Below are 22,337 nucleotides of genomic sequence, written 5' to 3' on the forward strand. Positions count from 1 at the left end.
GACCGCACGGAGCGCGACGCCGTACGGGGGGCGACGCCGTCCGGGTTACGCTTGAGAATCGCCCTGCCCAGCTCACGAAGGTTCGAGATGTCCGAGTCGGTCTTCCCGCAGCTCGAAGCTCTGCTCCCGCATGTGCAAAAGCCCATCCAGTACGTCGGCGGTGAGCTGAACTCCACCGTCAAGCCGTGGGAGAGCTGCGACGTCCGCTGGTCGCTCATGTACCCCGACGCCTACGAGGTCGGCCTGCCCAACCAGGGCGTCATGATCCTCTACGAGGTCCTCAACGAGCAGGAGGGCGTCCTCGCCGAGCGCACCTACAGCGTGTGGCCGGACCTCGAAGCGCTGATGCGCGAGCACAACGTCCCGCAGTTCACGGTGGACGGGCACCGCCCCGTCTCCGCCTTCGACGTGCTCGGCGTCTCCTTCTCCACCGAGCTGGGCTACACCAACCTGCTCACCGCCCTGGACCTCGCCGGTATCCCCCTGGAGGCCAAGGACCGCACCGAGGACCACCCGCTGATCCTCGCGGGCGGCCACGCGGCCTTCAACCCGGAGCCGATCGCGGACTTCCTGGACTGCGCGGTCGTCGGCGACGGCGAGCAGGCGGTGCTGGAGATCACCGAGATCATCCGCACCTGGAAGAAGGAGGGCCGCCCCGGCGGCCGGGACGAACTGCTCTTCCGCCTCGCGAAGACCGGCAGCGTCTACGTCCCCAAGTTCTACGACGTCGAGTACCTGACCGACGGCCGGATCTCCCGCGTCGTTCCCAACCGCTCCGGCGTCCCGTGGCGGGTCTCCAAGCACACCGTCATGGACCTCGACGAGTGGCCCTACCCCAAGCAGCCGCTCGTCCCCCTGGCCGAGACCGTCCATGAGCGGATGTCGGTCGAGATCTTCCGTGGCTGCACCCGCGGCTGCCGCTTCTGCCAGGCCGGCATGATCACGCGTCCCGTACGGGAGCGAAGCATCACCGGCATCGGCGAGATGGTGGACAAGGGCCTGAAGGCCACGGGATTCGAGGAGGTCGGCCTGCTGTCGCTGTCCTCCGCGGACCACACCGAGATCGGCGACATCGCCAAGGGCCTCGCCGACCGGTACGAGGAGGACAAGATCGGCCTGTCCCTCCCCTCCACCCGCGTCGATGCCTTCAACATCGACCTGGCCAACGAGCTGACCCGCAACGGCCGCCGTTCGGGCCTGACCTTCGCCCCCGAGGGCGGCAGCGAGCGCATCCGCAAGGTCATCAACAAGATGGTCTCGGAAGAGGACCTGATCCGTACGGTCTCCACGGCCTACGGCAACGGCTGGCGGCAGGTGAAGCTGTACTTCATGTGCGGTCTGCCCACCGAGACCGACGAGGACGTGCTCCAGATCGGCGACATGGCGGTCAACGTCATCGCCGAGGGCCGTAAGGTCTCCGGCCAGAACGACATCCGCTGCACGGTCTCCATCGGCGGCTTCGTGCCCAAGCCGCACACGCCCTTCCAGTGGGCCCCGCAGCTGTCGGCGGAGGAGACGGACGCCCGCCTCGAAAAGCTCCGCGACAAGATCCGCGGCGACAAGAAGTACGGCCGTTCCATCGGCTTCCGCTACCACGACGGCAAGCCGGGCATCGTCGAGGGCCTGCTCTCGCGCGGCGACCGCCGTATCGGCGCGGTCATCCGGGCGGTCTACGAGGACGGCGGCCGCTTCGACGGCTGGCGCGAGCACTTCTCCTACGACCGCTGGATGAAGGCCGCCGAGGCGACCCTGCCGGAGTTCGGGGTGGACGTCGCCTGGTACACCACCCGCGAGCGCACCTACGAGGAGGTCCTGCCCTGGGACCACCTCGACTCCGGCCTCGACAAGGACTGGCTCTGGGAGGACTGGCAGGACGCCCTCGACGAGACCGAGGTCGAGGACTGCCGGTGGACCCCGTGCTTCGACTGTGGTGTGTGCCCGCAGCTCGATCTCGACATCCAGATCGGCCCGACGGGCAAGAAGCTGCTGCCGCTGTCGGTGAAGCAGCCTGCGGCCGGCGGAAACGCGCACTGACGCGAGCGAGGCAGAGGCCCCTTGGGCATCCACTCAGAGGTTGAGTGGGTCCGAGGGGCCTCTATGTCTTTACTCGCCGGCCATCTCTTACCTGTCGTACTTGTCGGCGCTGTTGTCGACGTTGATGCTGCAGTTCATCGACGATCCGAGCGTGGTGCTCTGCGATCCCGCGTCGTCCTTGCTCTTCTTGCCGTTCCCCTCCCCGACCTGGCCGTAGTAGTCGAAGATCTTGTCGTCGGCCCGGCATGAGGTGCTCTGCCAGTTCTTCTCGCCGCCGACCCCGACCGACGGCTGGTGGTCGTCCCGGCCGCGGTCCGACTGCTGCTGGCTGCGTTGTTGCTGTTGCTGCGGCGCCTGCTGCTGAGATCCCTGCTGTTGCTGCGGCTGCTGCTGTGGCTCCTGCTGCTGTTGCTGCTGCTGTGGCTCCTGCTGCTGCGACTCCTGCTGCGGCTGCTGCTGCTGGTTGTACTCATGGATCGGCTGTTGACTGCTGTAGTCACCGGCCGCCGAGCCGCCGTCGGCGAAGGCGGTGCCGGTGCCGAGAAGGGCGACGCTGCCGAGGACGGCGGCCACGACGGCAGCCTTACGAAGCTTGCGCATGTCATCTCCGATGGAACGAGTGGACACGATCGGTGAAAGATCGACTTCATACAGTTACGAGAGGGTAATAGGAAGATGCGTGAACCCCATCGGTGACGCGCCGTGACTAAGGCGTAACAGTGGAAACCATTCTTTCTGCGGGCATATCGGTCTCACGGGGGCCGTGCGCCAGGGCCGTGAAGCCGCTCCCGCCGACCGTCGCCAAGCAGGCCGTCAAGTAGGCGGCCGCGCAGGGGACTTCGGTCCGGTACCGCCCCGCCGGGAACCGGCGGCGTCCCGGGCACGTACTCTTGGTAGCAGTACGACCGCACTCACGAAGGACTGAGCGACACTGGGCAAGCGACAGCCCGAAGGCCCGCCGCCCGCACCTGCGGTGCAGCGCATCCGACTGCGCTACACCAAGCGCGGCCGCCTCCGGTTCACCAGCCACCGCGACTTCCAGCGCGCATTCGAGCGGGCGCTGCGCCGCGCCGAGGTCCCCATGGCCTATTCGGCGGGCTTCACCCCGCACCCCAAGGTGTCGTACGCCAACGCCGCCCCGACGGGTACGGGCAGCGAGGCCGAGTATCTGGAGATCGCGCTCACCGAGCACCGCGACCCGGCCACGCTGCGCGAGCTGCTGGACGAATCGCTGCCGGCGGGGCTCGATGTGACCGACGCCGTCGAGGCGCACACCAGCGGTCTCGCCGACCGGCTGGAGGCGTCGGTGTGGGAAATCCGGCTCGACGAGGTCGCGGCCGCGGCGGCGCAGTCGGCCGTCGAGGCGTTCCTCGCCGAGGACGAGGTGCTGGTCGAGCGGCGCACCAAGAACGGCATGCGCAGCTTCGACGCGCGCGCCGCGGTGCTGAGCCTTCAGGCGGCCGACTGCCCGGGCGATAGGCCCGACGGCAAAGCCTGTGCGATACTGCGGCTGGTTGTTCGGCATGCGACACCTGCCGTGCGACCCGACGACGTCCTGTCCGGCCTCCGAGCCACGGCCGACCTGGCGCCGCCGGTCCCCGCTGCGGTGACCAGGCTGGCGCAGGGGCCGCTCGATGCGGAGTCCGGCGCGGTGACCGACCCGCTGGCGCCCGACCGCGACGCTGCCCTGGCCGCCCCATCAACGGCCGCCGGGCCTCGTGCCGCGAAGGCGGCGAGCGGGGCCTCCCCGGCAGCCGGGGACGGTACTGCGTAGGACCCGTCGACGCGTCGCCGATCACCAGGGTGCCACCCCGGCCCGGCAGGCGCACTGACCAGGAGACTTTCGCCGGTCCCCGACCTACGGGCCCGGCGAGCGAGACGACAGCTCCCGTGCGGCGCCCGCGCCCCGGACAGCGGCACCGCGCTCATCACGCGGGCCGTGGCCGGAATCAGGCGCGGCGCCCGGGAGCGTGACGGGAGAACCGCCCGCATGCTCGAACCAACTGAGCCCACTGAAGCCACTGGGTCCACGCAGTCCGCGGACCATGGCGTGGACGACACCAACAACTCACCCAGCGACACTCTGCCGCCGCGCCGCAGGCGCCGTGCGGCATCCCGGCCGGCCGGTCCGCCGGCCGCCACCGCCGCTCAGACCGAGGTGGTGAGCGCCGAGACCCCGGCGGCGCAGCCCGTGGCCGAGGAGGCCATCGCGTCCGCGGTCACCACCGGGGACGCCGCCAAGCCCGTGCGTACGCGGCGCCGTGCCACCCGTAAGGTCACCGCTCCGGCGGGTTCGCCGCAGATCGGCGAGGGGGAGTCGGCCGAGGCCGTGGCCCCCGCTCCGGCTGCCGTCGAGGCGCCTGTGGTGGAGGAGACCGAGGAAGCGGAGGAGGCGGTGGAGGCCGCCAAGCCCGTGCGGACGCGTCGGCGAGCCACCCGTAAGGCGACCGCTCCGGCGGGTTCGCCGCAGGTCGGCGAGGGGGAGTCGGCCGAGGCCGTGGCCCCCGCTCCGGCTGCCGTCGAGGCGCCGGTCGCGGTGGAGGCCGAGGAAGTGGCCAAGCCCGCGCGGACGCGCCGCCGTGCCACCCGTAAGGCCACCGCTCCGGCCGGGGCCCCGCAGGTGAGCGCCGCCGAGGAGCCCGCCGTCGAGGCCGTCGCCGAAGAGGAGGCCGCGGAGCAGCCCGTCGAGGAGGCCCGTCCGGCCCGTGCGCGGCGCCGTGCCACCCGCAAGGTGACCGCGGCCGAGGGCGCGCCGCAGGCCGCCGAGGAAGCAGCCGCCGAGACCGAGCCCGCCGAACCCAAGCGCCGGGCGCGCCGCCGTGGCGAGCGCGCCGCGGAGCCGGTCGCCGAGGCGCCCCGGGCCGAGGAGGCCGCGCCGGAGGCTCCGGCGCGCGGCCGCCGCCGGGCGCAGCGCCCGCCGACCGCCGTCTTCCAGGCGCCGGTGTTCGCCGAGCCGATGTTCCAGACCCCGGAGAGCGCGGCCGCCGCGCACGCTGCGGCCCGCCAGGAGGAGACCGCCACCGAGCAGCCCGTCGAGGAGCAGCCCGCCGCCGGTCCGCGCCGTCGCCGCCGTCGCGGCGCCCAGGCCGAGGTACAGGCCACGGCGCCCGTCGAGGAGCCGGCGGCCGAGGAGGCCGCCGAGGAGGAGCCGGAGGAGCCGGGCGAGGCCGCGCACGGCGAGGAGGAGGGCGAGCGCCCCTCGCGCCGCCGCCGTCGTGGTGGCCGTCGCCGCCGCCGTGGCGAGGCCGCCGAGGGTGGCGAGGAGCAGTTCGAGGCGTCCCGTGAGGAGGCGGATGCCGAGGCGCCCGCCGAGCCCGAGGAGCAGGAGGCCGAGGAGCCCGAGGAGGCCGCCGAGGAGCAGCCCGGGGGCGGCACGAGCAGCAGCCGTCGCCGTCGTCGTCGCCGCCGGCGCAGCGGTGAGGCCCTGGAGGGCGAGCCGGCCGCGGACGAGCCGGAGCGCACGGTCGTCAAGGTCCGTGAGCCCCGTAAGAAGGAAGAACCCGGTTCGGGCGCCGACGAGGTGCAGTCGATCAAGGGGTCGACGCGCCTGGAGGCGAAGAAGCAGCGCCGCCGCGAGGGCCGTGAGCAGGGCCGCCGCCGGGTGCCGATCATCACCGAGGCGGAGTTCCTGGCGCGCCGCGAGGCCGTCGAGCGGGTGATGGTCGTCCGCCAGAGCGGCGAGCGCACCCAGATCGGCGTGCTGGAGGACAACGTCCTCGTCGAGCACTTCGTCAACAAGGAGCAGGCCACCAGCTACGTCGGCAACGTCTACCTGGGCAAGGTGCAGAACGTCCTGCCGTCCATGGAGGCCGCCTTCGTCGACATCGGCAAGGGCCGCAACGCCGTCCTGTACGCCGGTGAGGTCAACTTCGAGGCGCTGGGCATGTCCAACGGCCCGCGCCGCATCGAGACCGCGCTGAAGTCCGGCCAGTCGGTGCTGGTGCAGGTCACCAAGGACCCGATCGGCCACAAGGGCGCCCGCCTGACCAGCCAGGTCTCGCTGCCCGGCCGCTACCTGGTCTACGTGCCCGAGGGCTCGATGACCGGTATCAGCCGCAAGCTTCCCGACACCGAGCGGGCGCGGCTGAAGCAGATCCTCAAGAAGATCGTCCCCGAGGACGCGGGCGTCATCGTCCGTACGGCCGCCGAGGGCGCCAGCGAGGAAGAGCTGGCGCGCGACGTCCAGCGGCTCCAGGCGCAGTGGGAGGAGATCCAGAAGAAGGCGAAGGCCGCTTCGACCAGCTCCCCGTCGCTGCTCTACGGCGAGCCGGACATGACCGTCCGGGTCGTCCGCGACATCTTCAACGAGGACTTCTCCAAGGTCATCGTCAGCGGTGGCGACGCCTGGGAGACCATCCACGGCTATGTCGCGCACGTCGCCCCGGACCTGGTCGACCGGCTCCAGAAGTGGACCTCGGACGTCGATGTCTTTGCGACGTACCGCATCGACGAGCAGCTGATGAAGGCCCTGGACCGCAAGGTCTGGCTGCCCAGCGGCGGCTCGCTGGTGATCGACCGGACCGAGGCGATGGTCGTGGTCGACGTCAACACCGGCAAGTTCACCGGCCAGGGCGGCAACCTGGAGGAGACGGTCACCAGGAACAACCTGGAGGCGGCCGAGGAGATCGTGCGTCAGCTGCGGCTGCGCGACCTCGGCGGCATCATCGTGATCGACTTCATCGACATGGTGCTGGAGTCCAACCGGGATCTGGTGCTGCGGCGCCTGCTGGAGTGCCTGGGCCGCGACCGTACGAAGCACCAGGTCGCCGAGGTCACCTCGCTGGGCCTGGTGCAGATGACCCGTAAGCGGGTCGGCCAGGGCCTGCTGGAGTCCTTCTCCGAGTCGTGTGTGCACTGCAACGGCCGGGGCGTCATCGTCCACATGGACCAGCCGACGACGGCCGGCGGTGGCGGCAAGCGCAAGAAGAAGGGCAAGGCGGCCGCCGCCGAGCCCGTCGAGCCGCAGGTCCAGGAGGTCGAGGCGATCGAGCCGACCCTGGACGGCGGCGAGCCGGAGCTGGAGCCCGTCGCGGTGACCGAGGCCGAGCTGCAGCCCACGGTGGCCGGCGCCGACGAGTGGTTCGGCAGCCCGGCGGAGGCCGAGGCGGCCGCCGCCGGACGGGGCCGTGGCCGCCGCCGGGTGAGCCGGAAGGTGTCCGCTCCGGCGGGCGCCCCCAAGGCCGCTGCTGAGGAGGCCGCCGCGATCGTGGTCCCGGCCGAGCCGGTGGCGGAGCCCGTCGCCGAGCCCGAGCCGGCCCAGCAGCCGGTTGCCGAGCCCGCGCCGCCGCGTAAGCGCCGTCGGGTGACCCGTAAGGTCACCGCGCCGGTGGGTTCGCCGGAGGTCGCCGAGGAGGCCGCGGCGACGGTCGTCATCGCGGCGCCGGTGGCGGAGGCCGTCACCGAGCCGGTGGCGGAACCGGTCACCGAGGCGCCCGCCGAGGCCGAGCCCGAGGCCGCGCCCGCCAAGAAGACGGCGAAGAAGGCGGCGGCGAAGAAGGCCACCACCGCCAAGAAGACCGCGGCGAAGAAGACCACGGCCAAGAAGGCGGCGGCGAAGAAGACCACCGCCAAGAAGGCCACGGCCAAGAAGACCACCGCGAAGACGGCGACGACGAAGAAGGCGGCGACCAAGAAGACCGCCGCCGCCGAGCAGGCCCCGGCAGCGTCGGTGTCCGCTTCCGCGGAGGACTGAGCCGCACGCCGCGCCCCGGACCGTCTCCGCGGTCCGGGGCCGGTTTGACCCCCCGGTCAAGGCCCCGTAACCTTGACCGTCGGTGTCTGTGTGACACCAAACCCCCTGAGCAAACACCTCTCGGCACTCCGCCGAGGGAGGCCGCTCGTCCCGCCCGGTTCCCGGGTCGGATTCCACGGGCCATCCCGAGCCCGTGAGAGCGGCTGGCATCAGAGGATCCGTTTCTAGCGAAAGAGAGTTCCGCGTGTACGCGATCGTGCGCACCGGCGGACGCCAGCAGAAGGTTGCTGTTGGCGACGTCATCGAGGTTGACCGCATTTCCACCAGCAAGGTCGGCGACACCGTCGAGCTCTCCACGCTGCTGGTCGTCGATGGTGACGCCGTCACCAGTGACCCGTGGGTTCTGGCCGGAGTGAAGGTCCAGGCCGAGGTTGTCGACCACCACAAGGGCGACAAGATCCGGATCCAGAAGTACAAGAACAAGACCGGTTACAAGAAGCGGATCGGCCACCGCCAGCTCCACACGGCGCTGAAGATCACCGGCATCGACGCTCCGGCGAAGTAAGGGACTGAGGAGACATGGCACACAAGAAGGGCGCATCGTCGACCCGGAACGGTCGCGATTCCAATGCTCAGCGGCTCGGCGTGAAGCGCTTCGGCGGTCAGGCCGTCCTCGCCGGTGAGATCCTGGTCCGCCAGCGTGGCACCCACTTCCACCCGGGCACGGGCGTCGGCCGCGGCGGCGACGACACCCTGTTCGCCCTTGAGGCCGGTGCGGTGCAGTTCGGCACCCACCGTGGCCGCAAGGTCGTGAACATCGTCCCGGTCGCCCAGTAATCACGGCACGGACGTAGCACAGCACCACCAGGGGCGGACCGCCTTTTCCCGCGTGAGCGGGAAGGCCGGTCCGCCCCTGGCGTGTTACGACAGAGACATTCCGCAGTACGCAGACATTCCCGTTTATCTGGAGGCACCCCAACCATGACCACCTTCGTGGACCGCGTCGAGCTGCATGTCGCCGCGGGTAACGGAGGCCACGGCGTGGCCTCCGTGATGCGGGAGAAGTTCAAACCGCTGGGCGGCCCCGACGGCGGCAACGGCGGCCGCGGCGGCGATGTGATCCTGGTCGTCGACCAGGCCGTCACCACGCTCCTCGAATACCACCACCACCCGCATCGCAAGGCCACCAATGGTGCGCCGGGCGCGGGCGACAACCGTTCCGGCAAGAACGGCCAGGACCTGGTGCTGCCGGTCCCCGACGGCACCGTGGTCCTCGACCGCAACGGCGAGGTGCTGGCCGACCTCGTCGGCCAGGGCACCACCTTCATCGCCGGCCAGGGCGGCCGCGGTGGCCTCGGCAACGCCGCACTGGCCTCGGCCCGTCGCAAGGCCCCCGGCTTCGCGCTGCTGGGCGAGCCCGGCGAGGCCCGCGACATCGTCCTCGAGCTGAAGACCGTCGCGGACGTGGCCCTGGTCGGCTACCCGAGCGCCGGAAAGTCCTCCCTGATCTCGGTCCTCTCGGCCGCCAAGCCGAAAATCGCGGACTACCCCTTCACCACCCTGGTGCCCAACCTCGGTGTGGTGACCGCCGGTTCGACCGTCTACACCATCGCGGACGTCCCCGGTCTGATCCCCGGCGCCAGCCAGGGCAAGGGCCTGGGTCTGGAGTTCCTGCGGCACGTCGAGCGCTGCGAGGTGCTCGTCCACGTTCTGGACACCGCGACCCTGGAGTCGGACCGCGACCCGGTCTCCGACCTCGACACCATCGAGGAGGAGCTCACCCAGTACGGCGGTCTCGACAACCGTCCCCGGGTGGTCGTCCTCAACAAGATCGACGTGCCGGACGGCAAGGACCTCGCCGACCTGATCCGCCCCGACCTGGAGGAGCGCGGCTACCGCGTCTTCGAGGTCTCGGCGGTCGCCCATATGGGCCTCAAGGAGCTGTCGTACGCGCTGGCCGACATCGTCGCCAAGGCCCGTGCGGCCAAGCCCGTACAGGAAGCCACCCGTATCGTCATCCGGCCCAAGGCCGTGGACGACACGGGCTTCACGGTCACGGCCGAGGGCGAGAACTTCTTCCGCGTACGCGGCGAGAAGCCCGAGCGCTGGATCCGCCAGACCGACTTCAACAACGACGAGGCCGTCGGTTACCTCGCCGACCGCCTGAACCGCCTGGGCGTGGAGGACGCGCTGCGCAAGGCGGGCGCCCATGCCGGCGACGGCATCGCCATCGGTGCCGAGGACAACGCCGTCGTGTTCGACTGGGAGCCGATGATGGCGGCCGGTGCGGAGATGCTGGGCCGCCGTGGTGAGGACCACCGCATGGAGGCGCCCCGGCCGGCCGCGCAGCGCCGCCGGGACCGGGACGCGCAGCGGGACGAGTCCGACGAGGAGTACGACGGCTTCCAGCCGTTCTAGGCGTTCCGGCCCGTCCGGGCGGGCGCCGCGGATACGGGAAGGCCCCGGGAGGAGATCCTCCCGGGGCCTTCCCCGTGTCGCGAGGCCGCTGTGCGGGGCCCTGGGTGCCCCGCTGCGGCTAGACCGCCGCCGGCGTGTCCGCGGCCCCGCTGGGCTCGTTTCCGGCCGTCACGGCGGCGTCTGACGCGTCCGCGGCGCCCTGCGAGCGCTGCCCGGGGATGCCCGTCAGACGGTTCTCCATCCGTCGGCGCCGCTCATCTGCCTGGGCGCACAGCGCCAGCGCGGCCTCGTTGAAGCGCACCGCGGACGGCGGGTCGGACGGGCCGAGCAGATGCTCCTTGAGCTCGGCGCGTTCGGCGGCGAGGGCATCGAGCTGCGGATCGCGCACGGCCTCCAGCAGCCCGGCCACCCCGCTCGCGTCGGGCGTGAGGATGGTCGCCGCCCGCACGGTGGGGAAGTTCGCCCGGAACTCCTCCTCGCTCATCCCCGAGGTGTTGGCGACCGCGTACGGCTTCTCGCTGCTCAGGTAGTCCGAGACCACGCTGGAGACATCGCTGATCAGCACGTCGGCCTCGTTGAAGCAGGCGAAGATGCCGGGCCGGGCGGTGGTGATGACCACGTGCTGCCAGTCGGGGAAGGAGTTCCAGTACGCCGCCTCCCAGGCGTCCACGGCGGCATCGACGGCGGCCGAGCGGCCCTCCTCCGGGGTGCCCTGAAGCCGCATCCGCTCCAGTTCGTCCGCGCTCTTGCGGAAGTCGGAGGTGGTCAGCGCCTGGAGCTCCTCGGCGCGGCGGGCCAGCTCGGCGGCGGCCTCGGGGCCGGGCTGCGCACCGCTGCGCCGGCCGTTCGCCTCGGCGATCATCGCCTGGATACGGGTGTTGGCGGCGCCCGCCCGCGGGTCGACCGAGCCGGTCATCGGGTGCGGCTTGTACAGCAGCCGGACGGTGTCGTCGGCGAGCAGCTCCCGGACGATGTTCTCGCCCGCCAGGATCACCGAGGTGTTGCCCGGGTTGCCGTCCCAGCCCTCCCAGGTCGGGGCGTACAGCACGGTGGTCGGCCGGTCCTTCGGCGCGCCCTCGTACGGCAGGATCGGGGCCAGCTGCGGGCGGCCCACCTCGACGACGTCCTTGTCCTCCACGCCGATGTCGGCGAGCTGGTAGCGGTCGCGGGCCGCCGGGCCGGCCACCCACACCTCGTCGTACGCCTTGGCGTACGGGTTGCAGGAGGACAGCTTGTCGCTCTCGCCGTGGTTGATGAAGGCGTGCTTGATGGACGGGATCCGCAGGATCTGCGAGGTCTTGCCGGAGTTCGCCGGGTGCAGCAGGACCTTGAGCGTGGAGTGCTCCAGGCGCATCAGGTTGGCGACCTTGGGGATGCAGACGATCGGGATGTCCGTGGCCTCGATCTTCTGCACCATGAAGCGCTCGCGGAGCACGATGATCGGGTTGCCGTCCAGGTCGGCGAGGGTGCTCAGCCACATGTTGGCCTGGTAGGCGGAGGACGCGCCGCCGGAGAAGTACATGCCGACCGTGGGCCCGTACTCGGCGAGCCAGCCGTCCAGCCACTCCAGGGCGCGCTGCTCGGAGACGACCCGCTTCTTGGGCAGCAGCCAGGTGCCCAGGTAGACGGTGCCAGCGGCGGAGAGGACCAGGGAGACGGCGATGCCGATGCCGCCCCAGTACGCGTCGGTGGTGACCGCGGTCACCATCATGCCCGTGGTGGTGGGGACCGAGAAGCGCAACAGCCGCCGGCCCGTCTGGCGGGAGAGGATGCGCGGCGGGGCATCGGACAGCCGCAGCGCGCTCGTGTCGATGTTGCGCGTCACGAACGGCAGGCTGCGGGTCCGCCGGACCAGCACCGCGACCGCCTGGCACACGAAGTGGGTGCCGTAGAAGAGCAGCAGCGTGATGGTGAGCGGCGCCTGCTCCTCTAGCGGGTTGATGCCGTCGATGTGCAGCAGTCCGACAAGTATCACCATGTCGCGCAGCAGTTGGCGGACCGTGACGTCGAACCGGATCCGGCCGAGCACGGACAGCAGGCCGGGCTGCTTGTGCTGGAGGATCAGGTCGAGTCCCAGGTTGACCACGGACGCGGCGATGAACAGCGGAATGATCGGCAGCAGCGCACCCACCAGCTGGGCGGTGAACGCGAGCATCATCGCGAAGAGGGCCGCGAGCTGCACGGCTCGGCGGGGGGCGAATCCGGCGGAAGGCACGGTGGCAGGGCTCCTGGCAGCAATAAAGGTCAGGGGGAGGCCGAAGGGGGTGGCCGGGGCCCGCGCTGCGACGCCGCCGGAGCGGCGAAACGGGACCGATGGACACCCGACCGTATGACCTTGTTGGCCTTGGTGACAATCTGCTGTGGCTCTCATCACCGCGAAAGCGGACCAAACGAGCAACCATATGGACCCCACCACCGTCTTAACGATTTCCAGGGCAGGCCGGGACGCCGTACGGGGAACGTCGTCCGGGCAACCGGGCCCACCCGTCGCCGCGGCGAGCCGCGGTGTCCGCGCGGGCGTCCGCCAGGCGATATCGCGACGCGCCCAAGGCCGGTCCTGCCGTAGATTGCGCCCGTAGGACCGTTTCAGGGGCGAGCGACAACAGGGGTATCTCAGGTGTCAGGCGCAGCAGGCGCGACAGGTGCGAAAGGCGCGCGGCAGGATGTGGCGGACGCCCGCCGGATCGTGGTCAAGATCGGCTCGTCGTCGCTGACCACGGCCGCCGGGGGACTGGACGCGGACCGCGTGGACGCGCTGGTGGACGTGCTGGCCAAACATGAGGACAAGGAGATCGTGCTGGTCTCCTCCGGAGCCATCGCGGCCGGGCTCGCGCCGCTGGGGCTGGAGCGCCGCCCGCGCGACCTGGCCCGCCAGCAGGCCGCCGCCAGCGTCGGCCAGGGCCTGCTCGTCGCCCGGTACACCGCCTCCTTCGCGCGTTACGGCCGCCGCGTCGGCCAGGTCCTGCTGACCTCCGACGACACCAGCCGCCGCGCCCACTACCGCAACGCCTACCGCACCCTGGACCAGCTGCTGGCCATGGGCGCCGTACCGATCGTCAACGAGAACGACACCGTCGCCACCGACGAGATCCGCTTCGGCGACAACGACCGCCTCGCCGCGCTGGTCGCCCATCTGGTCCGCGCCGATGTGCTGATCCTGCTCTCCGACGTGGACGGGCTCTACGACGGCGACCCTTCCACCCCCGGTACGTCGCGGATAGCGGAGGTGCGCGGGCCCCAGGACCTGGAGGGGATCTCCATCGGGAGCGCGGGCAAGGCCGGGGTGGGCACCGGCGGCATGGTCACCAAGGTCGAGGCGGCCCGGATCGCGGCGGCGGCCGGCGTCCCGGTCGTCCTCACCTCCGCCGTGCACGCCGCCGATGCGCTGGCCGGCGGCCCCACCGGCACCCACTTCCTGCCCACCGGCCGCCGCTCCGCCGACCGGCTGCTGTGGCTGGCGCACGCCTCCACCCCGCGGGGCGCGCTGGTCCTGGACGACGGCGCCGTCGAGGCCGTGGTCGAACGGCATTCCTCGCTGCTGCCGGCCGGGATCGCCGCCGTCGAGGGGGAGTTCTCCGCCGGTGACCCGGTCGAGCTGCGCGACGGCGGGGGGCGGGCGGTGGCCCGTGGGCTCGTCAATTTCGATGCCCGGGAAATCCCCCGTCTGATGGGCCGCTCGACCCGCGATCTCGCCCGTGAGCTGGGCCCCGCCTATGAGCGGGAGGTCGTGCACCGCGACGATCTGGTGCTGCTGCACCACTGAGCGCCTGCCGCCCGGCTGACGGCCGTCACGGCACGGAAACACCCCCGCGGCGCGGCGCGAAGTCCGGCCTTTCCGCGGAGACCTTCGCGAAAACGGCCCCGCGAGGGCCCGCGGGCTGGTCAACTTGGTGGCGGCGGCGCCGTGGGTCGGCGGCGTCCGGGGCGCCCGCGCACCTGGCGCCGTGGGGGAGCGGCGTCCGCAGCGCGCGAGCGCATACGCCGAAGTACGACCGCACCCATCGGCTCCGCACTCCCCGAGGGCGGAGCGATTCGCAGCACAGGAGGCCGCCGGTGAGACGAGGGCGCCCGGGGGCTCTGCCCCGAGGGACGGCGGAGCGCACACTGACCAGCGTCCGGGCCGGGGAGGACGCCGTCCGCCCGGACGACCAGCGTACGGAGCGGGCCGGGACGGCACCGGCGGCGCCGGAGGGCGCCCGCCGGGAGGCGTCGCGGCTGTGGCACATCACGTTGAGCGTCTCGGGTGAGGAGGCGCCGTTGAAGGATGTCCGGCGCTCGCTCGAACAGCTCGCCCACGACCATCCCTTCCTGCTGACCAGCCGCTACGCCAACGACCACGCCGAGATCCGCTACTGGGAGGAGGCGCGGGACCTGCACGACGCCGCGGCGGTGGCCCTGCGGCTGTGGGGCGAACACCGCTCGACGGCCAACCTGCCGCCCTGGGAGATCGTCGGTCTGGAAGTCATCGACCGCGAGACCTACCACCAGCGCATCGCCGAGGGATACGGGCCGCCACCGGCCTCGCCGGTCGGGGTCCATCCGTATTAGGTCCAGCCCCGGGGGGGAAGTTGTGGCCGGGCCGGGGCCGCCGGCGTTCCGCACTGTGAAATGCGGGGCGGCCCCGGTCCGTCATCGAGCTAGGCTTCGGCCATGACCAGCAGCGCATCCGCCACCTCGCCCGTCCTTGAGACCGCCCGCCGTGCGAAGGAGGCGGCCGCCGAGCTGGCGCCGCTGCCGCGGACGGCCCGCGACGGGGCGCTGCTCGCCATCGCCGACGCCCTGGTGGCCCGTACGGACGCGATCGTCGCCGCGAACGCCGAGGACATCGCCAAGGCGCGCGCCGCCGGCACCGCCGAGTCGATCGTGGACCGGCTCACCCTCACCCCCGAGCGGATCGCCGCCATCGCCGCGGATGTGCGCGATGTGGTCGGGCTGCCCGACCCGGTGGGCGAGGTGGTCCGTGGCTCGACCCTGCCCAACGGCCTGGACCTGCGCCAGGTCCGGGTCCCGCTCGGTGTGATCGGCATCATCTACGAGGCCCGGCCCAATGTGACGGTCGACGCCGCCGCGCTGTGCCTGAAGTCGGGCAACGCCGTGCTGCTGCGCGGCTCGTCCTCCGCGTACGCATCGAACACCGCCCTGGTGGAGGTGCTCCGCCAGGCCGTCGAGGGCGCCGGGCTCCCCGCCGACGCGGTGCAGCTGGTGCCGGGCGAGAGCCGCGAGTCGGTCCGCGAGCTGATGCGGGCCCGCGGCCTGGTGGACGTGCTGATCCCGCGCGGCGGCGCCTCGCTGATCCGTACGGTCGTCGAGGAGTCCATCGTCCCGGTGATCGAGACCGGCACCGGCAACTGCCACGTCTACGTCGACGAGGCCGCCGACATCGACATGGCGATCGACATCCTGATCAACTCCAAGGCGCAGCGGCCCAGCGTCTGCAACGCCGCCGAGACGGTGCTGGTGCACGCCGGGATCGCCGAGAAGTTCCTGCCGCGCGCCCTGGAGGCGCTCACCCAGGCGGGCGTGGTGGTGCACGGCGACGCCGCCTGGCAGCAGGCCGGCCCCGGGCTGGTCGCGCCCGCCACCGACGAGGACTGGGCGACCGAGTACCTCTCGTACGACATCGCGGCCGCCGTGGTGCCGGACCTGGACGCGGCGGTGGCGCACATCCGGCGCTGGACCTCCGGCCACACCGAGGCGATCGTCACCACCTCGCAGGCCGCCGCCCGCCGCTTCACCCAGTTGGTGGATTCCACGACCGTCGCGGTCAATGCCTCCACCCGTTTCACCGACGGCGGCCAGTTCGGCTTCGGCGCCGAGATCGGCATCTCCACGCAGAAGCTTCACGCCCGCGGCCCCATGGGCCTGCCGGAGCTCACGTCGACGAAGTACATCGTCACGGGGGACGGGCACACCCGCTAGAACGCTTCGTCGTGGTGGGCCGGGGCGGGAGCCGTTGTCGGTTGCTGTGGGGATTCCCGTTCTCTGCCGGAATCTCTCTGCCCAAAACGAGCGGCCGGGGCTAACCTGGACGGGTGCCGGACGACGTGGGGGGCATGCCGTTCCAGGACGGCGAAGAGCCCGACGAGCACCACCACGGAAGAGCGGATGAGGAATTCGCTTCCGTGGTCTTCGACGAGGAATTCGTCCGGTCCGCGCGGATCCATGAGCCCTCGGCGGTCGAGCGCATGCTGGCCGCCGCCGAGGCGCGCGCCGAGGCCGAGGCCGCCCGCTCGGGGCCGGGCTTCGGCCCCGAGGGCGCGGACGGCCCCCGGGAGCGCGGTGCGGCCGCCCGGCGGACCGGTGACCACGACACCTGCGACGATTACGGGGAATACGGCGAATACGGCCCGTACGGCCCCTACGGCGGCTCGCTGCGGCCCTACCGCGGCGGGCCCCGCTGGCACCGGCCGATTGCCTGGGTGCTGGCCGTGGTGATGGGCATCGGGCTGGTCGCGCTGGCCTTCAGCGCGGTCTCCCGCGGGGCCGCCGGCCGCAACGAGAGCCCGGCGCCGCGGCCCGCCTCCAGCGAGCCCGCGACCGGCGAGACGTCCTCGGGCGGGCGCGCGGGCGGCCGGACGCTGCGGCCCGGGCTGGTGCCGTCCGCCTCGGCCGAATCCGCGCCGCCGTCGGCGTCCGCGGCGCACCGGGCGCACTGACCGGTGGGCGGGCAGACCCTCCGGGCCGGGCGCCCGGTGGGACGGGGGGAGCGGGCCGCTGAAGTTGGCGTCCGTCCCGGCGTTTACCTTCGCCGCACCGGACCTACCCTAGTTGTATGACCGGGCCTGGTGACCCTCCCGAAGGGACGCCCGACGGCGCCTCGGGAGGCGGTGAGGACGAATACCGATCCGTTGTCTTCGACGAATCGTTCGTGCGGGCAGCGCGGCTACAGGAATTCTCCGCCGACGAGCGGCTGGGCGATCAGCATTCGCCTGCCGTCAAACCCCGGCACCGCTGGCTGCTGCGCGCGGCCGGCGGCTCCCGGCAGGCGATCTTGCTGGTGCTGCTGATCGTCCTGGCCTTCGGCACCGCCGTCTACATGGGCGTCCGCCACCCCTACAAGACCCCCGACACGGTCCCGGCCCAGCCGCTGCGCTCCGCGGCCGTACCGCTCGCACCGTCCGGCGAGGTGCCGGGCGCGACACCCGAGGACCTCTTCGTGCACAGCCCGGCGAAGGACTTCCGCATCGGCGCCGCGGGCATCGGCCTGCCCACCGTCGCCCGCTCCGAACACTTCTCCGACGGCCAGATCGTCTCCGCCCTGACCCTTGCGAAGGAGTACCTCGTCCGCTCCTCGCTGGATCCGGCCACGCTCACCGGCGGCTCGGTGCGGCCGGTGCGGCTGCTGCTGGACACCGGGCAACTCGACCAGTTCGACCGGAGCATGACGCATCCCGACGACAACGGCCGCTATGCGGCGACCGGCTGGCTGGTCCGCTTCGACCCGCGGCAGATCGGGCTCGCGGACCGCGACGTACGGGTCAACGGCACCCTCGCGGCGACGGAGTTGAGCCCGGACGCGCTCGACGTCACCGCCGACTACACCTTTGTCTACGCCGTACGCCCCACCGACCAGGCGCTGAAGAACGGCCCCGCCGACCACGGCGTGGGCAAGGTCACCCCGGGCGCCGCCTCGCTGTTCACCGTCCGGCGCGAGATGCGCTTCCGGATAAACCGCGACGACCTGACCGATCACCGGCTGGAAGTCCTCCAGAGCAACCTCCAGGCGGGGCCGCTGGCCTGCTCCTCGCAGCCGGCCGACACGCTGCGCCCGCTGCTCGCCGGACAGCGCGCCGGGGACGGCCGGCCGGCGAGCACCGACCCCTTCGCCAGGGGCCGGGCCAACCCTTCGCTGTGCGGCGAACTGGCGGCCACCGCCGAACCGGCCCCGGCGCACCCGATCCGCTAGACGCGCGCGCCGTCGGACCGGCTCCGCTCCGTCAGTCCCCGCTCGGGCCCTTGCCTCCGCCCGGCCCCTTGCCGCTGCCGCCGGAGCCGTTGGCGCCGCCGTCGCGCGATCCGAAGACCGTGTCGCGCAGCTTGCCGCCCAGATCGCCCGCACCGCCCGCGATATCGCGCACCAGGCCCATCAGCGGGTCCTTGCTGTTGCGCACCGAGTCGGCGTAGTGGGCCGCGGAGTCCCGGAAGGAGTCGGACACCGAGGTGTCCTTGTCCTCGTCGCGGCGCGGGTAGTGGCCGTCCAGGATGCGCTGGTGGTCGCGGCTGGCCGCCCACTTCTTCAGCTCGGCCGCCCGCACGGTGGTGAACGGGTGGCTGCGCGGCAGCAGGTTGAGGATCTTGAGGACGGAGTCGCGCAGATCGCCGCCCTGCTCGTACTCCTCCGCCTGCTTGAGGAAGGCGTCGACGTTCATCTCGTGCAGATGATTGCCGCCGGCCAGCTTCATCAGGCCGCGCATCGACGCCTGGAGGTCCTGTCCGACCAGCAGCCCGGCGCGGTCCGCGGACAGCTCCGACTTGCGGAACCACTCGCGCAGCGCCGTCACGATCGCCATGATGGCGACATTGCCCAGCGGGATCCAGGAGACCTTCACGGCCACATTCGTCAGGAACAGCATGATCGTGCGGTACACGGCATGCCCGGACAGCGCGTGCCCGACCTCATGGCCGATGACCGCCCGCATCTCCTCCTCGTCGAGGAGTTCGACCAGGCCCGTCGTCAGCACGATGACCGGCTCGTCCAGGCCGATACACATGGCGTTCGGATTCGGGTCCTGGTTGACGTACATCGGCGGGACCTTCTCCAGGTCCAGGATGTAGCAGGCGTCCCGCAGCATGTCGTTGAGGTGCGCGAACTGCTGGTCGCCGACGCGGACGGAGTCCGACAGGAACATCAGCCGCAGGCTGCGCTCCGGAAGCAGACCGCTGAGCGTCTTGAAGATGGTGTCGAATCCGCTCAGCTTGCGCAGGGCCACCAGCGCAGAGCGGTCCGCCGGGTGTTCGTACGCCCGGGACGAGATTCCGGGGAACCGCTTGCGGTCCCGGCTCGGTACGTTGTCGCTGCCGCCTGGGCTCTCCGTCATTGGGGCCTCCCCCTCTTCGACTGCGTGAGTTTCAGCCTAGAGGACGCCACTGACAGCGGAATGGATGCTCAGGCGTACGCTGAAGCTCGGTACATCCGCCCCGTACCCGCCCGTACTTCTCGCACCAAGGGAGCGCATCGCCATGCCCCGTCCGAGCCTGCTCCTCGCCGCCGCCGAGCAGACCTCCCACGCCGACGGCCCCGGCTGGATCCTGCGCACCGTGATCATCGTCGGCGTGCTGGGTGCGGTGTTCCTCGCGTGGTTCCTGCTGCGCGGTTACGGCAACCAGGACTGAACGTCGCAGCCGCCTCCCGGGGCCGTGGGTGGAGTCGCCGTGGGTCCGCGGCGGGGTGACGCTTACGATGTGGCGGACGTTACTGCCCGACCCCACCCGGATTGGTCCTGTCGACGATGAGCCTGCACACCACCGCACATTCCCTGGTCTCCCTCGCCGCCGAGCCCGGACACGAGGGCGGCCACGCCAGCCTCAGCCCCTTCGTGACCGGCGGCGGCGCCCTGTTTGTCCTGCTTCTCCTGCTGTGGATCACCACCCGCTTCAACCGCGACCGCTGAGCCCCGGCACCCGGACCCCGCCGTCGCGCGACGCCCAGTAGGGTCTGCACGCATGGGAGAGCACACAGGGCCCGTGAAGCGGCGGCTCGGCGTGATGGGCGGGACGTTCGACCCGATCCATCACGGTCACCTTGTCGCCGCCAGCGAGGTGGCCAGCCAGTTCCACCTCGACGAGGTCATCTTCGTGCCGACGGGACAGCCGTGGCAGAAGAGCCACAAGACGGTGTCCCCGGCCGAGGACCGGTATCTGATGACGGTCATCGCCACCGCATCCAATCCGCAGTTCTCCGTCAGCCGCATCGACATCGACCGCGGCGGCAAGACGTACACGATAGACACGCTGCGTGATCTGCGCGCCGAGCACCGTGACGCGGATCTGTTCTTCATCACCGGCGCCGATGCCCTCAGCCAGATCCTGACCTGGCACGATGCGGCGGAGCTGGTGTCACTCGCGCACTTCATCGGGGTGACCAGACCCGGCCATGTCCTCGCGGACCCGGGGCTGCCCGAGGGGGCGGTGTCGCTGATCGAGGTGCCGGCGCTGGCCATCTCCTCGACGGACTGCCGGGCGCGCGTCGCCCAGGGGGACCCGGTCTGGTACCTGGTCCCCGACGGAGTGGTGCGTTACATCGACAAGAAGCAGCTGTACCGCAGCGACCGCTGACGCACCTGACGGAAAGGGGCACCGGTGAGCGACCGACAGGATCCGTACGGGCCGCAGGACCCGTATGCCCAGGACCCCTACGCCCGGGAGCGGCAGGGCAGGCCGGGCTACACCTACGACGCCTACGGGCAGCCGGTGTACCACGACGCCTCCCAGGGGCCGTACGAGCAGTCCTACGACCCCTACGGACAGCCGGTGGCGCCCGCCGAGCCCTATGACGGTCAGGGCGGCTACGACCCGTACGGCGGCCAGGCGGGCCCCCAGGGCGGTCAGCAGCCCCCGGCGCAGCAGGAGTACGGCTACGACGCCTACGGGCGCGGCCAGGTCCAGCAGGGCTATGCGCCGCAGTACGACCCGTACGCGCAGCCCCAGCAGCAGCCGGGCGGCCGGCCGGGGCAGCAAGGCCGGCAGGAGTGGATCCCCCAGCAGGCGCCGCGGCAGCCGTACGAGCAGCCCGCCTACGACGAGCAGCCCTCCTACGACGAGCAGCCCTCCTACGGTGACCGGCCGGCCTTCGACAAGGCGTCCCCGTACGGCGCGGAGCCCCAGGGCGCCCCCCGTACGGACGCGGCCCCGCCGCCCCCCGGGGGCAGGCGCTCCGCGGCCGCCCCGGACGACGACTCCCGCCCCGAGGAGTTCTCCTTCGCCGAAGAGGGGGACGAGGACTCCGAGGACGTCATCGACTGGCTGAAGTTCACCGAGAGCCGCACCGAGCGGCGCGAGGAGGCCAAGCGGCGCGGCCGCAGCAGGATCGTCGCGCTGTGCGTGGTGCTCGCGCTCGTGGTGGCCGGCGGCGTCGGCTATCTGTGGTGGGCGGGCAAGCTGCCGGGCCTGGCCGGTGCGGGCGGCGCCAAGGCCGTTGCGGCCGGCGGGCAGAAGCGTGACGTCCTGGTGGTCCATCTGCGCGACACCAAGAGCGGCAACAGCTCGACCGCGCTCCTGGTGGACAACACCACCACCCACAAGGGCACGACCGTCCTGCTGCCCAACAACCTCGTCCTGACCAAGGACGACGGAAGCGCCACCACGCTCGCCAAGTCCGTCAAGGAGGACGGCGCCGACGCCACCAAGGACTCCCTCAACACCCTCCTGGGCACCGATCTCAAGGCCAGCTGGCGGCTGGACACCCCCTACCTGGAGAACCTCGTCGAGACGGTTGGCGGGATCACCCTGGATGCGGACGCCACCGTGCCCGGCGCCAAGAAGGGCGACTCCCCGGTCGTCAAACAGGGCCGCGCCCGCGACCTCAACGGGCAGGCGGCCGTCGCCTACGCCACCTACCAGGGGCCCGGCGAGACCCAGATCAAGCAGCTGGAGCGGTTCGGGCAGGTCATGCAGGCCACGCTGAAGAAGGTCTCCAGCGATGCGGACGGCGCCACCGCAACCGTCAAGACGCTCCTCCAGGTCCTCGATCCGCCGCTGACCGAGGCCGAGCTCGGCAGCTCGCTGGCGCAGCGCGCGGAGCTGGCGAAGACCGGTGCCTACCGGACGACCCTGCTGCCGGCGCAGGCGGACGGCACGCTCACCCAGGCCGCCTCGACCGCCATGGTCAAGGACGTGCTCGGCGGCGAGGTCAAGAAGACCGCCCCCGACGCCGTCGCCCGGGTCGCCGTCCGTAACGCCGCCGGGACGAAGTCCGCGACCGGCAAGGCACAGGTCGCGCTGGTCAACGGCGGCTACACCTTCGTCGACGCCGGCGCCGAGACGGCTCGCACCACGTCCCAGGTGACCTACGCCGACGCCGGCAAGAAGGCCCAGGCCGCCGAGGTCGCCAAGACCCTGGGGCTGCCGGCCGGCGCCGTCACACAGGGCAAGGGCGCCTCGAACGCGGACATCACGGTCGTACTGGGCCAGGACTTCAAGGGCTGACCAGCGGCTCCGGTGCGGCCGCCCGCCGTGGGGCGCGGCGGGGGGGCCG

Annotated in this window: 18 protein-coding genes; 15 read left to right on the forward strand and 3 right to left on the reverse strand. The window is 71.6% G+C overall.

All coding sequences use genetic code 11. The features are described from left to right. Window positions 1–87 precede the first annotated feature (87 nt). Window positions 88–2,034 carry a TIGR03960 family B12-binding radical SAM protein gene (locus SNA_RS06610; protein ID WP_044363758.1) on the forward strand — a complete coding sequence of 649 codons (1,947 nt, stop codon included), beginning with the start codon at window positions 88–90 and terminating at the stop codon, window positions 2,032–2,034. 87 nt (window positions 2,035–2,121) lie between these two features. Here SNA_RS06610 and SNA_RS42130 read toward each other — a convergent pair whose 3' ends face one another. Then, window positions 2,122–2,634 (reverse strand): hypothetical protein, encoded by a 513-nt coding sequence (locus SNA_RS42130; protein WP_044363760.1) that lies wholly within the window; start codon window positions 2,632–2,634, stop codon window positions 2,122–2,124. Window positions 2,635–3,007: 373 nt separating this feature from the next. Here SNA_RS42130 and SNA_RS06620 point away from each other — a divergent pair, with 373 nt between their 5' ends. From SNA_RS06620 to obgE, 5 genes are all read left to right on the forward strand, one after another. After that, entirely contained in the window at window positions 3,008–3,808 is an 801-nt protein-coding gene (locus SNA_RS06620; protein WP_030066594.1) for a TIGR03936 family radical SAM-associated protein, read from the forward strand. Between the two features lie 216 nt (window positions 3,809–4,024). Beyond that, entirely contained in the window at window positions 4,025–7,726 is a 3,702-nt protein-coding gene (locus SNA_RS06625) for an Rne/Rng family ribonuclease (RefSeq protein WP_044363762.1), read from the forward strand. A 244-nt stretch (window positions 7,727–7,970) separates the two neighbouring features. Then, window positions 7,971–8,291 (forward strand): 50S ribosomal protein L21, encoded by a 321-nt coding sequence (gene rplU, locus SNA_RS06630; protein ID WP_018538042.1) that lies wholly within the window; start codon window positions 7,971–7,973, stop codon window positions 8,289–8,291. A 14-nt stretch (window positions 8,292–8,305) separates the two neighbouring features. Continuing rightward, on the forward strand, window positions 8,306–8,563 hold the full coding sequence (rpmA, locus tag SNA_RS06635; RefSeq protein ID WP_030066598.1) for a 50S ribosomal protein L27: 258 nt from the start codon (window positions 8,306–8,308) through the stop codon (window positions 8,561–8,563). 144 nt (window positions 8,564–8,707) lie between these two features. Further along, entirely contained in the window at window positions 8,708–10,144 is a 1,437-nt protein-coding gene (gene obgE / locus SNA_RS06640; RefSeq protein WP_044363765.1) for a GTPase ObgE, read from the forward strand. 118 nt (window positions 10,145–10,262) lie between these two features. Here obgE and SNA_RS06645 read toward each other — a convergent pair whose 3' ends face one another. After that, window positions 10,263–12,359, reverse strand: a complete 2,097-nt coding sequence (locus tag SNA_RS06645) for a hypothetical protein (protein WP_044363766.1) — start codon at window positions 12,357–12,359, stop codon at window positions 10,263–10,265. A gap of 450 nt (window positions 12,360–12,809) precedes the next feature. Here SNA_RS06645 and proB point away from each other — a divergent pair, with 450 nt between their 5' ends. From proB to SNA_RS06670, 5 genes are all read left to right on the forward strand, one after another. Beyond that, complete coding sequence (proB, locus tag SNA_RS06650) at window positions 12,810–13,907, forward strand: glutamate 5-kinase (protein WP_044363767.1); 1,098 nt, start codon at window positions 12,810–12,812, stop codon at window positions 13,905–13,907. Window positions 13,908–14,197: 290 nt separating this feature from the next. Next, on the forward strand, window positions 14,198–14,692 hold the full coding sequence (locus SNA_RS06655; protein ID WP_030066604.1) for a hypothetical protein: 495 nt from the start codon (window positions 14,198–14,200) through the stop codon (window positions 14,690–14,692). A 102-nt stretch (window positions 14,693–14,794) separates the two neighbouring features. After that, a complete protein-coding gene (locus tag SNA_RS06660) occupies window positions 14,795–16,063 on the forward strand; it encodes a glutamate-5-semialdehyde dehydrogenase (RefSeq protein WP_030066605.1) in 1,269 nt (422 codons plus the stop codon). Between the two features lie 113 nt (window positions 16,064–16,176). After that, a complete protein-coding gene (locus SNA_RS06665; protein ID WP_030066606.1) occupies window positions 16,177–16,800 on the forward strand; it encodes an SCO2584 family spore wall biosynthesis protein in 624 nt (207 codons plus the stop codon). A 116-nt stretch (window positions 16,801–16,916) separates the two neighbouring features. Beyond that, the gene (locus SNA_RS06670) at window positions 16,917–18,050 is read left to right on the forward strand and encodes an SCO2583 family membrane protein (RefSeq protein WP_044363768.1); all 1,134 of its coding nucleotides are present in this window, start codon (window positions 16,917–16,919) and stop codon (window positions 18,048–18,050) included. Window positions 18,051–18,081: 31 nt separating this feature from the next. Here SNA_RS06670 and SNA_RS06675 read toward each other — a convergent pair whose 3' ends face one another. Continuing rightward, window positions 18,082–19,182 carry a M48 family metallopeptidase gene (locus SNA_RS06675; protein WP_030066608.1) on the reverse strand — a complete coding sequence of 367 codons (1,101 nt, stop codon included), beginning with the start codon at window positions 19,180–19,182 and terminating at the stop codon, window positions 18,082–18,084. Between the two features lie 142 nt (window positions 19,183–19,324). Between SNA_RS06675 and SNA_RS43100 the strand changes: the two genes are divergently transcribed. The 4 genes from SNA_RS43100 to SNA_RS06690 all read left to right on the forward strand — a co-directional run bounded on the left by SNA_RS43100 (window position 19,325) and on the right by SNA_RS06690 (window position 22,288). Then, window positions 19,325–19,477, forward strand: a complete 153-nt coding sequence (locus SNA_RS43100) for a hypothetical protein (protein WP_198534991.1) — start codon at window positions 19,325–19,327, stop codon at window positions 19,475–19,477. Window positions 19,478–19,593: 116 nt separating this feature from the next. Continuing rightward, the gene (locus tag SNA_RS43105; RefSeq protein WP_030066609.1) at window positions 19,594–19,755 is read left to right on the forward strand and encodes a hypothetical protein; all 162 of its coding nucleotides are present in this window, start codon (window positions 19,594–19,596) and stop codon (window positions 19,753–19,755) included. A 52-nt stretch (window positions 19,756–19,807) separates the two neighbouring features. After that, window positions 19,808–20,419, forward strand: a complete 612-nt coding sequence (gene nadD, locus SNA_RS06685; protein WP_030066610.1) for a nicotinate-nucleotide adenylyltransferase — start codon at window positions 19,808–19,810, stop codon at window positions 20,417–20,419. Between the two features lie 24 nt (window positions 20,420–20,443). Continuing rightward, window positions 20,444–22,288, forward strand: a complete 1,845-nt coding sequence (locus SNA_RS06690) for a LytR C-terminal domain-containing protein (protein WP_030066611.1) — start codon at window positions 20,444–20,446, stop codon at window positions 22,286–22,288. Window positions 22,289–22,337: the final 49 nt, after the last annotated feature.

Origin of the sequence: Streptomyces natalensis ATCC 27448, assembly GCF_000935125.1 — a bacterium.
Taxonomy (GTDB): domain Bacteria; phylum Actinomycetota; class Actinomycetes; order Streptomycetales; family Streptomycetaceae; genus Streptomyces; species Streptomyces natalensis.